Source organism: Actinotalea subterranea, from assembly GCF_008364845.1.
GTDB classification, from domain to species: Bacteria; Actinomycetota; Actinomycetes; order Actinomycetales; family Cellulomonadaceae; genus Actinotalea; species Actinotalea subterranea.
In genome coordinates this window covers 1-13,103 of the sequence record NZ_VTTP01000006.1, presented here as the reverse complement: position 1 = coordinate 13,103, position 13,103 = coordinate 1, and the positions used below count along the sequence as shown (strand labels likewise).

Sequence of the window (13,103 nt, the reverse complement as noted above, 5' to 3'; positions counted from 1 at the left end):
CTGACCTCAGAGCGCGCAGCCCACGAGGACGGGCTCGGCCTCGAGCACGATGCCGAACGTGTCGCGCACGCCGTCGCGCACCGTGCGCGCGAGAGCCAGGAGCTCCGCCGTCGTGCCCTCGCCCCGGTTGGTCAGCGCGAGGGCGTGCTTGGTCGACAGCCCGACCGGTCCGGGCAGGCCGTACCCCTTGCCGAACCCGGCGTGCTCGATGAGCCAGGCCGCGCTCGTCTTGACGAGCGTCTCGTCGACCGCGCCGAGGCTCGGGCCCGTGGTCCGCTCCGGGCGGGCGGAGCGGACGGCGAAGCGCGGCGCGCCCTCGGGGAGCCGGTCGGCGACGTCGGCGGCCACCACCGGGTTCGTGAAGAACGAGCCGGCGCTCCACGTGTCCGGGTCGGCCGCGTCGAGCACCATGCCCTTGCCTGCGCGGAGCTCGAGCACGGCCTGGCGCACCTCGGTCAGGGGTGCGCGCGCGCCGACGGCCACGTCGAGGCGCCGGGCGAGCTCCGTGTACGCGACGGGCGCCGACAGGGTGCCGAGGCGCAGCTGGAAGCCGACGTCCAGGACCACGTACCGCGGGGTCGGCGCGAACGGCGACGGTGCGCCGTCGGGTCCCCGCAGGGACCGCTTGAGGAGCGACGTCCGGTAGCCGAGCTCGAGGTCGACCAGCGCGAGGGTCCGCACGCGCGACTCGGCGCGGTCCCACACCCGGACGGTCGAGAGCACGCCCGCGACGTCCTGGCCGTAGGCGCCGACGTTCTGGACCGGTGTCGCGCCCGCGGATCCCGGGATGCCGGCGAGCGCCTCCACGCCGACCCAGCCCTCGGCGACGGCCCTGTCGACCAGGTCCACCCAGGGCGTGCCCGCCGGCACCCGGATGCTCGCCCCGGCGCACGTCCCCGCGTCCTCGACGGTGAGCCCGGACCGGCCGTCGCGGACGACGAGCCCCTCGAACCCGGCGTCGGGCACCACGACGTTCGACCCGCCGCCCAGGACGAGGAGCGGCTCCCCCGCGTCGTCGGCCGAGCGGACCGCCTCGACGAGCTCGGCCTCCGAGGCCGCCTCCACGTAGCGACCCGCGGGCCCGCCCAGGCGCAGCGTCGTGAGACCGGACAGCAGCGGACCGGGCGCGCGCAGGGCTCCGGCGTTCACGGGTGCAGGTGAGGTCACGGCTCCAGGCTAGGCCCGCTCCCCCGGCCCGCGCGCAGGGGTGCCGCGGCACCGGCGACCGCGAGGCTCAGCACCGCGGGCACCGCGATCGCGAGCATCGCGTGGCGGTAGCCCACCTGCTCGGCGAGCATGCCCAGCAGCGGGGGCCCGACGAAGAAGGCGCTGTAACCGATGGTGGAGACGACGGCGACGCGGGCCGGTGCGCGCACCGCGTCGTCCGACGCCGCGCTCATCCCGACCGGGAAGCCGAGCGCCGCACCGGCGCCCCACGCCACGACCCCCAGGAGCGCGACCGCGAGCGTCGGGCCCAGGGCGAACAGGACGAGCCCGACCAGCGCGAGGCTCGCCGCGAGACGCAGCACGACGACGCGCCCCCACCGGTCGAGCAGACGCGTGCCGAGCAGGCGCATGCCGGTCATGGCCGTGACGAAGACCGCCAGGGCTGCCGCGCCCGTGGCGTCGGAGGTCGCGAAGCCGTCGACCACCGACAGGCCCACCCAGTCGTTCGCGGCGCCCTCCGTGAGCGCCGCCCCCAGGACGACGAGCCCGAGGAGCAGGGTCCGCGGCTCGCCCCACGCGCGCAGGGCGCCGCCCTGCCGACCACCGTCGCTCGGCCGTGGCGCGTCGTGCACGCCCTCGGGCAGGAACGCGCGCGTGGCGAGGAGGACGATGGCCAGCGAGACCGCGAGCAGGGCCCCGAGGTGCGCGCCCACGGGGATGCCCAGCCACGCGGCGAGCGCGCCCAGCCCCGCGCCCGCCATGGTGCCGATCGAGAAGCCCGCGTGCAGGCGGGGCATGAGGGACCGTCCCAGGCGCTGCTCGACGGCCGCGCCCTCGAGGTTCATCGCCGCGTCCCACACGCCCGTGCCCACCCCGTAGACGAGCATCCCCGCCGCCGTCAGCCACACGGAGCCCGCGCTCGCGCCGACCGCGGCGAGCGCGAGCCCGCCCGAGTTGAGGGACGCCGAGACGCGCACCGTCCGGCGCGCTCCCCACCGCTGCACGACGACGCCCGACAGGGGCAGCGCCACGACCGACCCGACGGCGCCGACCAGGAGCAGGAGGCCGACCTCGTCGGGCGCGAGCGACAGGCGGTCACGCACGGCCGGCAGGCGTGCGGCCCAGCTCGCGAAGTTGAGGCCGCTCAGCAGGAAGGTCGCGAACACGGCGACCGACGCGAGGCGGATCGACGGCTCGACGGACCCGTCGCGTGCGTCCACGTCAGCCGGCCCGGCGTCGTCGGCGGGAGCGGGAGCCATGGGCCGTCAGCGCTCCTCGGCGTCCGCGGCACCCAGGGCGGTGGGCAGCGGCCGCGCGGCCGGGATCACGAAGAGGCCGATGACGACCGGCACCGCGATGGCCAGCAGGGCGTGCCGGTAGCCCACGTGCTCCGCGAGGAGACCGAGGAGCGGCGGTCCGGCGAGGAAGGCGCTGTAGCCGATGGTCGCGACGACGGCGAGGCGCGGCGCGGCGCGGCGCGGGTCGTCCGACGCGGCGCTCATCCCGACCGGGAAGCCGAGGGCGGCGCCCATGCCCCACAGGACCGCGCCCGCGAGCGCGAGGCCGAGCGACGGGACGAGCCCGAAGACCACCAGGCCGGCGAGCGACAGCGCGGCGGAGAGCCGCAGGACGACGACGCGGCCCCACCGGTCGAGGAGCATCGTGCCCAGCAGACGCATGCCCGTCATGGCCGTGACGAAGACGCCGAACGCGAGCGCGCCCGTCTCGTCGGGCGCGTCGAACCCGTCGACTACGGCGAGCGCGACCCAGTCGTTCGCGGCACCCTCGGTGAGCGCGGCCGCGAGCACCACGAGCCCGACCATGAGGGTGCGCGGCTCGAGCCACGCGTTGAACGTGCGGCCCGCGCCCTCGCGGGTGCCGTCGGCCGCCGTGCTGCCGGCGTCATCGGCGCCGTCGGGCCGGTGGGTGCCCTCGGGCAGGAACCACCGGGAGCAGACGACGACGCCCACCATGCTCAGCGTGAGGGCGACGGCGAGGTGTGCGAGGACCGGCGCGCCCATCCGGGCCGCGACCGCGCCCAGGGCGGCTCCCGCCATCGTCCCGAAGGAGAATCCCGCGTGGAACCACGGCATGATCGCGCGCCCCAGGCGCTGCTCGACGGCCGCACCCTCGAGGTTCATCGCGGCGTCCCACACGCCCGTCCCGATGCCGAACAGCACGAGGGCAGGCACGACGAACCAGACCTGGCCCATCGAGACGCCGACGGCGGCCAGGAGGAGGCCTGCGACGTTGGCGGTCGCGAACGTGAGGATGGTGCGGCGGGCCCCGAGCCTGACGACGACGAGCCCCGAGAGCGGGAGCGCGGCGAGCGACCCGATCGAGCCGATGAGGAGCAGGAGCCCGATCTGCTCGGGCCGCATGCCGAGGCCGTCCCGGACGGCGGGCAGCCGCGCGGCCCAGCTCGCGAAGTTGAACCCGTTGAGGAAGAAGGTCACGAACACGGCGGTGGCGGCCACCTGTGCCGTGCGCGAGCGGACCACGGTCGGGGTTGCGGGGGACGTGCTCACCGGTGTGCCTCGCTGAGGAGCGTGGACGGGGCTACCCGTCCGGGTGGACCTGCGAGGCCGACGGCCTCGACGAGGATGGTCTCGGGGGGCGTGGTGCCGTCGTCGTCACCCGTCCCCCGGAGGGTCTCGGCGGGCCCGGTGCGGACAGCGGGCTCGCCCGCATCCTCGCGGGCCGTGGGCGCCGGCGCCACCTCGTCGACCCGACGGGACAGCAGTGTGCCCGCGAGCAGGACGACGGCGATGAGGAGGAGCGCGTGCCGTGCCCCCATCCGCTCGGCCGCGAGCCCGATGAGCGGTGGCGCGGTGATCGAGGCGACCGACGCGAACGCGGACACGACCGCGACGCGCCCCGCCGCGCGCAACCGGTCGGCGGAGACGGCCGCCATGCCGATCGGCACGACGAGGCCGGCGCCCAGGCCCCAGGCCACGACGCCGACGACCGAGAGCGGGAGGCTCGACGCGAGGCCGAACGCGGCGAGGCCGACGAGGGACGAGACGCCCGAGGCCGTGAGCACCGCGACGCGACCGAACCGGTCGATGAGGAACGTGCCGAGCAGTCGCGCCACGGTCATCGCGGCGACGAAGGTGCCGAAGACGAGGGCCGCGACGGCTTCGGTCTGCCCGAACCCGTCGACGACGGAGATCGCCAGCCAGTTGTTCGCGGAGCCCTCGGAGAGCGCGGCCGCCATGACGACCACGCCGACGACGAGCGTCCTCGGCTCGCGCCAGGCCGCGAGCGCGGTGCGCATGCCGGCACCCCGACGCGCGGGCGTCGGCCGGTCGTCGGGGTCCTCGCCCGGCTGCCCGGGCCCGGGGGCTGCGGGGGGTGCGGGCAGCACGGCGCCCGGGACGGCCACGGCGCGCCACACGAGGGTCACGAGGCTCACGGCGCCGAACTGGGCGAGCAGCGGGACGCCGCCCCAGGAGGCGAGGGCCCCGAGCCCTGATCCGAGCACGCTGCCGACGGAGAACGCGGCATGGAACTGGGGCACGACGGTGCGCCCCATCGCGCGCTCGATCACGACGGTCTCGACGTTCATCGGGACGTTGCCGAGCGCGAACGAGGCGCTCAGGAGGACCACACCGGCCACGAGGACGGGCCGGCTGCCGATCGTGGGCGCGAGCCCCAGCAGGACGTTCGCGACGGAGAACACGACGGCGGCGGTCATGAGCGTGGCGCGGCTGCCCCAGCGCGTGACGACGCCGCCGGCGACGAGCACCGTCGCGAGCGAGCCGAGGGCGCCGACGAGGAGGACCGTGCCGAGGTCCCCGGTCGAGAGGTCGAGCGACGTGCGCACGGTGGGCAGGCGCGCGAGCCAGCTCGAGACGGTGACACCCAGCAGGAGGTAGAGGCCGAGGAGGTTGAGGCGCGCGCGGCGCACCTCGGGGGCGGGGCTCACCACGTCGGGGCGCGCGACGGCGGCCCGGGTGGGGCGGGGCAGAGACATGGCACTCGATCCGGGACGGTTCTGGCTGCGGTGCGGCACGACGCGGGGCTCGCGACCTCGTCGTGCCGGGAGGACGGCGGGCCGTCGGGCTTCTCGAAACGATTCGAGGTTCGACCCACAAGTGTGCCGATAGGCTGACGACCCGTCAACCGAGTTCCCTTCCCGAGCAGGTGAGATGGCACACAGCAGGCCGACGTTGGCCGACGTCGCGGGCGCCGCAGGCGTCTCCGTCTCGACCGCATCCCTCGCGTTCTCGGGCGCCGGGCCCATCGCGGCCGAGACGCGCGAGCGCGTGCTGGCGGCTGCGGCGTCGCTCGGCTACGCGGGGCCCAACCCGCTCGGCCGCTCGCTGCGCAGCGGTCGCTCCGGGATCGTCGCCGTCGTGATCGGCGACCAGCTGCGCCGCAGCTTCCGGGACCCGGTCTCCGTCCAGGTGCTCGACGGGCTCGTCGGCACGCTCGGCACGATGGGCCTCGGGGTCCTGCTCATCCCCGGGATGCCGGCCGCCGACGGCGGCATCGAGCTCGACCCGCTGCTCGCGAGCGCACCCATGGACGTCGCCGTCCTCATCTGGGGCGCGCGCAGCGGCGACCCGGTCCTCGCGGCCCTCCAGCAGCGCGGCGTCCCGGTGGTCATCGGCGAGGGCCCCGAGATCGAGGGCGTGCCCGTCGTCGGCATCCGGGACAGGCAGGGCACCGCCGAGCTCGTCCGCCACCTCCTCGACCTGGGCCACGAGCGCATCGGCTCGGTCACCCTCCCGTTCGGCGGGCCGCGCCGCTGCGGGCCGGTCGACGACGAGCGCATGAGCCAGCTCGACTGGCCGCCCACGCGGCACCGCCTCGCCGGGTTCACCGACGCGGGGGTCACGCCCGTGCGCATCATCGAGACCAACGCGTCGCTCGTCGAGGAGGGTCACGAGGCCGGCCGCCAGCTCCTTACGGGCCCCGACCGGCCGACGGCCGTCGTCGCGCAGTCCGACCTGCTCGCCGCCGGCGTGCTCCTCGCGGCACGCGACCTGGGCCTGCGGGTGCCGCAGGACGTCTCCGTCGCGGGCTTCGACGGCCTCGACCTGCCGTGGCTCGCGCCCGACGTGCTGACCACGGTGAGCCAGCCGCTCGCCGCGAAGGGCGAGGCCCTCGGGCACGCCGTCGCGGGGCTGCTCGCGGGTCAGGTGCCTGAGCCCGTCCAGCTCGACGTCGAGCTGCGCGTGGGGACGACGACCGGCCCCCCGCCGGCCTGACCTGACGGCTCAGGCCAGGCTGCTCAGGCCAGGCGGACGAGCACCTGCGCCTTGCCCAGGACCCGGGCACCGTCGGCCGTCACGGTCAGGTCGATGCGTGCGGTCCCCGCCTCGACGTCGACGGCGCCGACGGCGGCGCTCACGTCCACGGTCGCGGCGCCGGGGTCCGGCACGGGGACGGGGCGCGTGAACCGGACGCCGTAGTCGAGGACGGCACCGGGGTCGCCCGCCCAGTCGACGACGACGTCCACCGCGGCGCCCATCGTGAGCATGCCGTGCGCGATGACGCCTGGGAGCCCCACCTCGCCGGCGAACCGGTCGTTCCAGTGGATCGGGTTGAGGTCGCCGCTCGCGCCGGCGTACCGGACCAGGTCGGCACGCGCGAACGTCAGGGTCCGGGTGGCGACGACCTGACCGACCTCGAGGTCGGCGAGCAGGGGGCGCGTCATGCCGGCGCCCCGGTCGGCTGCTCCGGCCCACGGACGGGCTGCTCCGGCCCACGGACGGCGAGCGTGGAGACGACCGTCGCCACGGGCTCCCCGTCCGCCGCCGCGATCTCGCAGCGCGTGGTGACCATGGACAGGCCGGCCCGCTCGACGATGCCGTCGACGTGGAGCACGGTCACGAGCTCGTCGCCGGCGTGGATGGGCCGGTGGTGCGTGAAGCGCTCCTCGGCGTGGACCACGCGGGAGAAGTCGATGCCCGCGTCCGGGTCCTCGATCAGCTGGGCCTCGGCCCGCTGCGCCACGACCACGGCGAAGGTGGGGGACGCGATCACGTCGGGGTGACCGAGTGCGCGCGCCGCCGCGACGTCGTGGTGCGCCGGGTGCGTCGCACCCACGGCCCGGGCGAAGTCGCGCACGTGCTCACGGCCGACCGCGTAGGGCGCGGTCGGCGGGTACGTGCGGCCGGCGTAGGCGAGGTTGACCATGAGCTCGTCAGCGTCCACCCGTGGCCGCGTGCGACCCGCGGGAGGACCTGTGCGACAGCTGGGTCAGCGGGTCTCGCGGTGGACCGTGTGACGGCCGTCGCGCGGGCAGAACTTCTTCATCTCCAGGCGGTCGGGGTCGTTCCGACGGTTCTTCTTGGTGATGTAGTTCCGCTCCTTGCACTCGACGCATGCGAGCGTGATCTTGGGGCGAACATCCTGAGACTTGCTGGCCACGGTCTTGCCACCTCTCGCGCCGCTCGTGCAGCGCCCTGGTCCGTCATGAGCGAGTACCGCCGGCCGGTACTCCCTGTGTCCACATCTGGTAGCGGGAGCGGGGCTCGAACCCGCGACCTCACGATTATGAGTCGTGCGCTCTGACCAGCTGAGCTACCCCGCCGCATCGGCGCCGTGGTGGTCACGGGACGGACGAACCGTCGTCATGACCACCAGGCACCAACAGAGCCCCGAAAGGGAATCGAACCCTTGACCTTCTCCTTACCATGGAGACGCTCTGCCGACTGAGCTATCGGGGCAGCGCGTGCCAGGGTACACGGGCCGCGGGGCCCTCGCGAAATCGAGGCGCCACCCCGCCGTCGGCTGCGCCACCCCGGCCGTCGGCCGCGCCTGCGGCCCGCCAGGCCGGCCCGCGCTCGCCCGTGCGGCGCCGCTCACGACGAAGGCGCCCCGCCCCGGCCCGTGGGCCGGAGGCGAGGCGCCTCGGTGGTGGCAGGTGAGGGATTCGAACCCCCGTAGCATGACGCGGCTGATTTACAGTCAGCTCCCTTTGGCCGCTCGGGCAACCTGCCAGGTGCTGCGCCCGCCCCGCGACGACTGCTCGTGCGGTTCAGGTGCGGATGGAAGGATAGCAACTCTGCAGGGCCCATCCGCACACGGACGGCCCGCCCACCGCGCGAGCCCCTCGCCCGCGCCACGGACCCAGGAGGAGACGCATGGCATCCGAGTCCTCGTTCGACGTCGTCAGCAAGGTCGACCGGCAGGAGGTCGACAACGCCCTCAACCAGGCCGCGAAGGAGATCTCGCAGCGGTACGACTTCAAGAACGTCGGGGCGTCCATCGCCTGGAGCGGCGAGTCGATCGTCATGACGGCCAACTCCGAGGAGCGGGTCAAGGCGGTCCTCGACGTGTTCGAGACGAAGCTCATCCGACGCGGCATCTCGCTCAAGTCTCTCGACACGGGCGAGCCCAAGGCCTCCGGCAAGGAGTTCCGTCTCGAGGCCGCCGTGAAGGAGGGGCTCAGCAGCGAGAACGCGAAGAAGATCTCGAAGGTCATCCGCGACGAGGGCCCCAAGGGCGTCAAGACGCAGATCACCGGCGACGAGCTCCGCGTCTCCGCGAAGAGCCGGGACGACCTCCAGGCCGTGATCGCACTCCTCAAGGACGCCGACCTCGACGTCGCGCTGCAGTTCGTCAACTACCGCTGAGGCAGGGCGCCGGGCAGCCGGCGCTCAGTAGCGGGTGACGCCGCCCTCGCCGGCCATGTGCTGGAGGCGCTTGATGCGCTCGGCCATGGGCGGGTGCGTCGCGAACAGCTTGGCCATGCCGCCGCCCCGGAACGGGTTCGCGATCATCAGGTGCGAGACGTCGACCAGGTCCCGGTTGGCCGGCAGGGGCGCGCGCTGCGTGCCCCGCTCGAGCTTCGCGAGCGCCGACGCCAGGGCCATCGGGTCGCCCGTGAGCCTGGCGCCGTCCTCGTCGGCGTCATACTCCCGGGTGCGGCTGATCGCGAGCTGGATCACCATCGCTGCGACCGGCGCGAGGAACGCCATGGCGAGCATCGCGATCGGGTTCCCGCCGCGCTCGCGGTCGCCGCCGCCGAAGAACATGAGGAACTGCGCGACGGACGTGATCATGCCCGCGAACGCGGCCGCGACCGAGGACGTGAGGATGTCCCGGTTGTACACGTGCATGAGCTCGTGGCCGAGGACCCCGCGCAGCTCACGCTCGTCGAGCAGGCGCAGGATCCCCTCGGTGCAGCACACGGCCGCGTTGCGTGGGTTGCGGCCGGTCGCGAAGGCGTTGGGCGCCGCCGTGGGCGACACGTACAGCGCGGGCATGGGCTGGCGCGCGGCAGTCGAGAGCTCGCGGACGATCCGGTACATCTCCGGGGCGTCGAGCTCGCTGACCGGGTAGGCGTGCATCGACCGGATCGCGATCGCCGCCGAGTTCCAGTAGCTGAACGCGGTCATGAGGAGCCCGGCGGCGGCGAACAGGAAGATGTACCGCCCGCCGTCGACGACCGCCCCGATCGCCAGGACCAGCGCCCACATGAGACCGAACAGCCCGGCGGTCTTCAGGCCGTTGTAGTGCCGACGTCCCACCCTCGTCCTCGCGCTCCTTCGACGGTCCCCGGCGGCGGCGCCGACCGGCCTGCACGGGCCTGCACACGCACTGCCGACGCCTGGTCGCGCCTGCTGCCCTGCCTGGGACAACGCTCCTGCCAGCCGCTGCGTTCCCGGCGCTCCGGCCGCAGCGGCCTGCGTGGGCCTGCTCGGTCAGCGCTCGCCGCGGATGACGGAGAGCATGTCCTCGCGCGGCACGACCTTGATGCGCTCACGGCCGTGCGGGGTGCCGAGCGACTGCTCGTACGCGTCCAGGAGCATCCAGCCGGCCCACTCGACGTGACCGACACCGCGCTCCGCCAGGAAGGCGGTCACCGCCGACGGGTCGGGCTCGGTCGCACGCTCCAGGCCCGCGACGTCGGAGACGAGGTGCTTGATGGTCTCCGTCGCGTCCGACTTGGTGTGGCCGATGAGGCCGACGGGACCCCGCTTGATCCAGCCCGTCGTGTACACGCCGGGGAGGTGCTCGCCGTCGGGCTGGACGACGCGGCCCTCGCGGTTGGGCACGACGCCCGCGACGTCGTCGAACGGGAGGTCCGCGAGCGGCGAGCCGAAGTAGCCGACGGCCCGGTAGACGGCCTCGACGGGCCAGTCGTGCAGCTGGCCGGTGCCGGCGACGGACCCGTCGCCCGTGAGCACCGTGCGCTCCGTGCGCAGGCCCGTGACCCGGTCCTCGCCCAGCACCTCGACGGGCCGGTGCAGGAAGTGCAGGTGGATGCGGCGGCTCGCCGTGAGGTCCTCGGGCTCCTTGAGCGTCCAGTCCGTCAGGGTCTTGACGACCTGCTTGGTCTGGTTCGACGAGTGGATCGCGGCCATCGAGCCCTCGTCGAAGTCGAAGTCCTCGGGGTAGACGATCACGTCGACGTCGGGGACGTGGCCCAGCTCGCGCAGCTCGAGCGGGCTGAACTTGACCTGCGCGGGCCCCCGGCGGGCGAAGACGTGGACGTCGGTCACCGGGTTCGCGAGCAGGCCCTGGTGCACGTTGTCCGGGATCTCGGTGGGCAGCAGATCCTGGGGGTGCTTGGACAGGATCCGCGCGACGTCGAGCGCGACGTTGCCCGCACCGATGACCGCGACGTGCTGGGCCTCGAGCGGCCAGGTGCGCGGCACGTCCGGGTGCCCGTCGTACCAGGAGACGAAGTCGGCGGCGCCGTACGACCCGGGCAGGTCGATCCCCGGGATCGGGAGCTCGGCGTCCCGGATCGCTCCGGTCGAGAAGATCACGGCGTCGTAGAAGCGCCGCAGGTCGGCGAGACCGATGTCCGTCCCGTAGTCCACGTTGCTCAGCAGCCGGATGTCACCGCGGTCGAGGATCTTGTGCAGCGCGACGATGATCTGCTTGATCCGCGGGTGGTCGGGCGCGACGCCGTAGCGCACCAGCCCGAACGGCGCGGGGAGCCGCTCGAAGAGGTCGATCGAGACCTCGAGGCCGGACTTGGACAGGATGTCGGCGGCGTAGATGCCGGCCGGGCCTGCGCCGACGATCGCGACGCGGAGCGGGCGGGTGGTGCTCACGGAGAGAAGACGCCTTCCGGAAGGGGGCGGTGGGTCCCTGCCTGCCGTGCGCCCGACGAAGACCGGCACGACGACGGCGCGCCCCACCAGGACGCTGCCGCCAGTGTAGGCGGGGGCGTAGGTTCGCGGGGTGCCGCACCCAGGACGTGAACCCGTGGCCGCCGGGCCCACCACGCCCGCCGGGCCCACCCGCCCGGCCGGGCTCGACACGCGTGGTGTGGCTCTCGGCCTGGGTGCTTACCTGCTCTGGGGCTTCCTGCCGCTGTACTTCCCGCTCCTCGCACCGGCCGGCCCGGTCGAGATCATCGCCCACCGCGTCGTGTGGTCGCTCCTCTTCTGCCTCCTGCTGCTGCGGGTCACGGGGACGTGGAGCGCCTTCCGTGCCGCCGTCGCCGACCGCCGCACGCTGCGGACCCTCGCGCTCGCCGGCGTCCTCGTCGCGACGAACTGGCTCGTGTTCGTGTTCGGGGTGCTCACGGGGCACACGGTCGACACGGCGCTGGGCTACTACATCAACCCGCTGCTGACCGTCGGGCTCGCCGTGGTCGCGCTCGGTGAGCGGCTGCGCGCGGCGCAGTGGGTGGCCCTCGGGATCGGCGCGGGTGCCGTCGTCGTGATCACCGCGGGAGTCGGGCGCCTGCCGTGGATCGCCCTGACCCTCGCGGCCACGTTCGGCGTGTACGGGCTCATCAAGAACCGCGTGGGCCGCACCGTGCCCGCCGTCGCGAGCCTCGCGGTCGAGACGGCCGTCCTGACGCCCCTCGCGGTCGCCTACCTGGTGTGGCTCACGGCGACCGGCGTGGCCGCGTTCGGCGCCGAGGGGCCCGGGCACGTCGCCGCGACGGTCGGCGTCGGCGTCATCACGGCCGTGCCCCTGCTGCTCTTCGGGGCCGCGGCCCGGCGCCTGCCGCTCAGCGTCGTCGGGCTGCTGCAGTACGTGGCACCCACCATCCAGTTCCTCGTGGGCGTGCTGTGGTTCGGCGAGGAGATGCCGCCCGCGCGGTGGCTGGGCTTCGGGCTCGTCTGGCTCGCGCTCGTGGTGCTCACCGCGGACGGCCTGCGCGCGGGGCGGCCCGTCAGTCGACGACGGTGAGCCAGAAGTCCCCGAACGCGACCGACGCCTGGGCCGGCACGCGAACCTTCTGCTCGGGTGCGCACAGGATCTGCTGACCGTCGCCCAGCGTCACGACCGTGCCGTTCGTCGAGTTGCGGTCCTGGAGCCACACGCCGTTCGCGTCGACGCCGAGCACGAGGTGGGTCTTGGAGACCGACCGGCCCGGGTCCGGCACCGCGAGGAGGTGGTCGGGCGTCGACTCGTTCTCGCGCGGGGCCGGGTTGCGGCCGATGAGCGCCACGCCCTCGAGCGTGAGCCGGCGGTCGTCCCACAGCTGGAGCGTCGCACGGGGCCCGCTCCCCCGGCCGCCGTGCTGGACCTCAGGGACCGAGCGGCGGCTCGCCGAGGACAGGCGGGTGTGCTCGACGTCGTCCTCGAGCTCCGCGGCTGCGGGCGGTGCGATGACCGGCTGCGGGCGCGTGGCCGGATGGCCGTCGCTGTCGGGTGCGGGCGTCGGTCGGTTCAGGTCCGCGGCCGCCACGGGCGCGGGGGCCGCGGCAGGAGCGGGTGTGGGCGCCGGAGCAGGCGCGGGGGCAGGTGCGGGCGCCGGTAGCGGCGCCGGGGCGTCGTCCGCGGAGGCGCTCCGGACACCGGGTACCGACGAGATGATCCCGGGGACCGGTGGTGCGCTGGGGGGAGCGGTCGGGCCGGGAGCGGGCACCGGCGGCGCGGGGGCCGGTGCGGGCGCCGGAGCCGGAGCCGGAGCGGGTGCCGGAGCGGGTGCGGGAGCCGGAGCGGGTGCGGGAGCCGGAGCGGGCGCGGGCGCCGGAGCGGGCGCGGCTGCGGGAGCCGGAGCGGGC

Annotated in this window: 13 protein-coding genes and 3 tRNA genes; 3 read left to right on the top strand and 13 right to left on the bottom strand. The window is 74.5% G+C overall.

The features are described 5' to 3' along the window. Window positions 1–6: 6 nt before the first annotated feature. From FZ988_RS11515 to FZ988_RS11500, 4 genes are read right to left on the bottom strand one after another with little or no spacing between them, the layout of a single operon-like run. Window positions 7–1,167 carry a UDP-N-acetylmuramate dehydrogenase gene (locus FZ988_RS11515; RefSeq protein ID WP_246169454.1) on the bottom strand — a complete coding sequence of 387 codons (1,161 nt, stop codon included), beginning with the start codon at window positions 1,165–1,167 and terminating at the stop codon, window positions 7–9. Continuing rightward, window positions 1,164–2,426 carry an MFS transporter gene (locus FZ988_RS11510; protein WP_149204183.1) on the bottom strand — a complete coding sequence of 421 codons (1,263 nt, stop codon included), beginning with the start codon at window positions 2,424–2,426 and terminating at the stop codon, window positions 1,164–1,166. Before FZ988_RS11510 ends, FZ988_RS11515 begins: the two co-directional genes overlap by 4 nt. A 6-nt stretch (window positions 2,427–2,432) precedes the next feature. Beyond that, window positions 2,433–3,695 (bottom strand): MFS transporter, encoded by a 1,263-nt coding sequence (locus FZ988_RS11505; protein ID WP_149204182.1) that lies wholly within the window; start codon window positions 3,693–3,695, stop codon window positions 2,433–2,435. Next, a complete protein-coding gene (locus FZ988_RS11500) occupies window positions 3,692–5,143 on the bottom strand; it encodes an MFS transporter (protein ID WP_149204181.1) in 1,452 nt (483 codons plus the stop codon). The genes FZ988_RS11505 and FZ988_RS11500 overlap by 4 nt, the downstream gene beginning before the upstream one ends. A gap of 175 nt (window positions 5,144–5,318) precedes the next feature. Between FZ988_RS11500 and FZ988_RS11495 the strand changes: the two genes are divergently transcribed. Further along, on the top strand, window positions 5,319–6,383 hold the full coding sequence (locus tag FZ988_RS11495; RefSeq protein ID WP_149204180.1) for a LacI family DNA-binding transcriptional regulator: 1,065 nt from the start codon (window positions 5,319–5,321) through the stop codon (window positions 6,381–6,383). Window positions 6,384–6,406: 23 nt separating this feature from the next. On the opposite strand, the gene FZ988_RS11490 is transcribed toward FZ988_RS11495, so the two are convergent. The 6 genes from FZ988_RS11490 to FZ988_RS11465 all read right to left on the bottom strand — a co-directional run bounded on the left by FZ988_RS11490 (window position 6,407) and on the right by FZ988_RS11465 (window position 8,120). After that, entirely contained in the window at window positions 6,407–6,832 is a 426-nt protein-coding gene (locus tag FZ988_RS11490) for a MaoC family dehydratase (protein WP_149204179.1), read from the bottom strand. After that, window positions 6,829–7,314 carry an FAS1-like dehydratase domain-containing protein gene (locus tag FZ988_RS11485; protein ID WP_149204339.1) on the bottom strand — a complete coding sequence of 162 codons (486 nt, stop codon included), beginning with the start codon at window positions 7,312–7,314 and terminating at the stop codon, window positions 6,829–6,831. Before FZ988_RS11485 ends, FZ988_RS11490 begins: the two co-directional genes overlap by 4 nt. Window positions 7,315–7,377: 63 nt before the next feature. After that, window positions 7,378–7,548, bottom strand: coding sequence for a 50S ribosomal protein L33 (gene rpmG, locus FZ988_RS11480; RefSeq protein WP_149204178.1), 171 nt, complete (start codon window positions 7,546–7,548; stop codon window positions 7,378–7,380). An 86-nt stretch (window positions 7,549–7,634) separates the two neighbouring features. After that, window positions 7,635–7,711: transfer RNA gene (locus FZ988_RS11475), tRNA-Met, on the bottom strand. Between the two features lie 63 nt (window positions 7,712–7,774). Then, window positions 7,775–7,847: transfer RNA gene (locus FZ988_RS11470), tRNA-Thr, on the bottom strand. Between the two features lie 188 nt (window positions 7,848–8,035). After that, window positions 8,036–8,120, bottom strand: a tRNA-Tyr gene (locus FZ988_RS11465). 144 nt (window positions 8,121–8,264) lie between these two features. Here FZ988_RS11465 and FZ988_RS11460 point away from each other — a divergent pair. After that, entirely contained in the window at window positions 8,265–8,756 is a 492-nt protein-coding gene (locus FZ988_RS11460) for a YajQ family cyclic di-GMP-binding protein (protein ID WP_149204177.1), read from the top strand. A 24-nt stretch (window positions 8,757–8,780) separates the two neighbouring features. Here the strand turns inward: FZ988_RS11460 and htpX are convergent, their stop codons facing one another. Continuing rightward, a complete protein-coding gene (gene htpX, locus FZ988_RS11455; RefSeq protein WP_149204176.1) occupies window positions 8,781–9,653 on the bottom strand; it encodes a zinc metalloprotease HtpX in 873 nt (290 codons plus the stop codon). Window positions 9,654–9,827: 174 nt separating this feature from the next. Then, window positions 9,828–11,189 carry an FAD-dependent oxidoreductase gene (locus tag FZ988_RS11450; protein ID WP_149204175.1) on the bottom strand — a complete coding sequence of 454 codons (1,362 nt, stop codon included), beginning with the start codon at window positions 11,187–11,189 and terminating at the stop codon, window positions 9,828–9,830. A 154-nt stretch (window positions 11,190–11,343) separates the two neighbouring features. On the opposite strand from FZ988_RS11450, the gene rarD reads away from it, so the two are divergent. Then, complete coding sequence (gene rarD, locus FZ988_RS11445; protein WP_149204174.1) at window positions 11,344–12,282, top strand: EamA family transporter RarD; 939 nt, start codon at window positions 11,344–11,346, stop codon at window positions 12,280–12,282. On the opposite strand, the gene FZ988_RS18555 is transcribed toward rarD, so the two are convergent. Next, the gene (locus FZ988_RS18555; RefSeq protein ID WP_188079080.1) at window positions 12,266–12,784 is read right to left on the bottom strand and encodes an FHA domain-containing protein; all 519 of its coding nucleotides are present in this window, start codon (window positions 12,782–12,784) and stop codon (window positions 12,266–12,268) included. The two genes, rarD and FZ988_RS18555, sit on opposite strands and share 17 nt — an antisense overlap. Between the last annotated feature and the right edge of the window lie 319 nt (window positions 12,785–13,103).

Coding starts and splice junctions, on each gene's coding strand:
- FZ988_RS11510 (WP_149204183.1), bottom strand. CDS start 2,426: ATGGCTCCCGCTCCCGCCGACGACGCCGGGCCGGCTGACGTGGACGCA.
- FZ988_RS11500 (WP_149204181.1), bottom strand. CDS start 5,143: ATGTCTCTGCCCCGCCCCACCCGGGCCGCCGTCGCGCGCCCCGACGTG.
- FZ988_RS11495 (WP_149204180.1), top strand. CDS start 5,319: ATGGCACACAGCAGGCCGACGTTGGCCGACGTCGCGGGCGCCGCAGGC.
- FZ988_RS11490 (WP_149204179.1), bottom strand. CDS start 6,832: ATGACGCGCCCCCTGCTCGCCGACCTCGAGGTCGGTCAGGTCGTCGCC.
- FZ988_RS11485 (WP_149204339.1), bottom strand. CDS start 7,314: ATGGTCAACCTCGCCTACGCCGGCCGCACGTACCCGCCGACCGCGCCC.
- FZ988_RS11460 (WP_149204177.1), top strand. CDS start 8,265: ATGGCATCCGAGTCCTCGTTCGACGTCGTCAGCAAGGTCGACCGGCAG.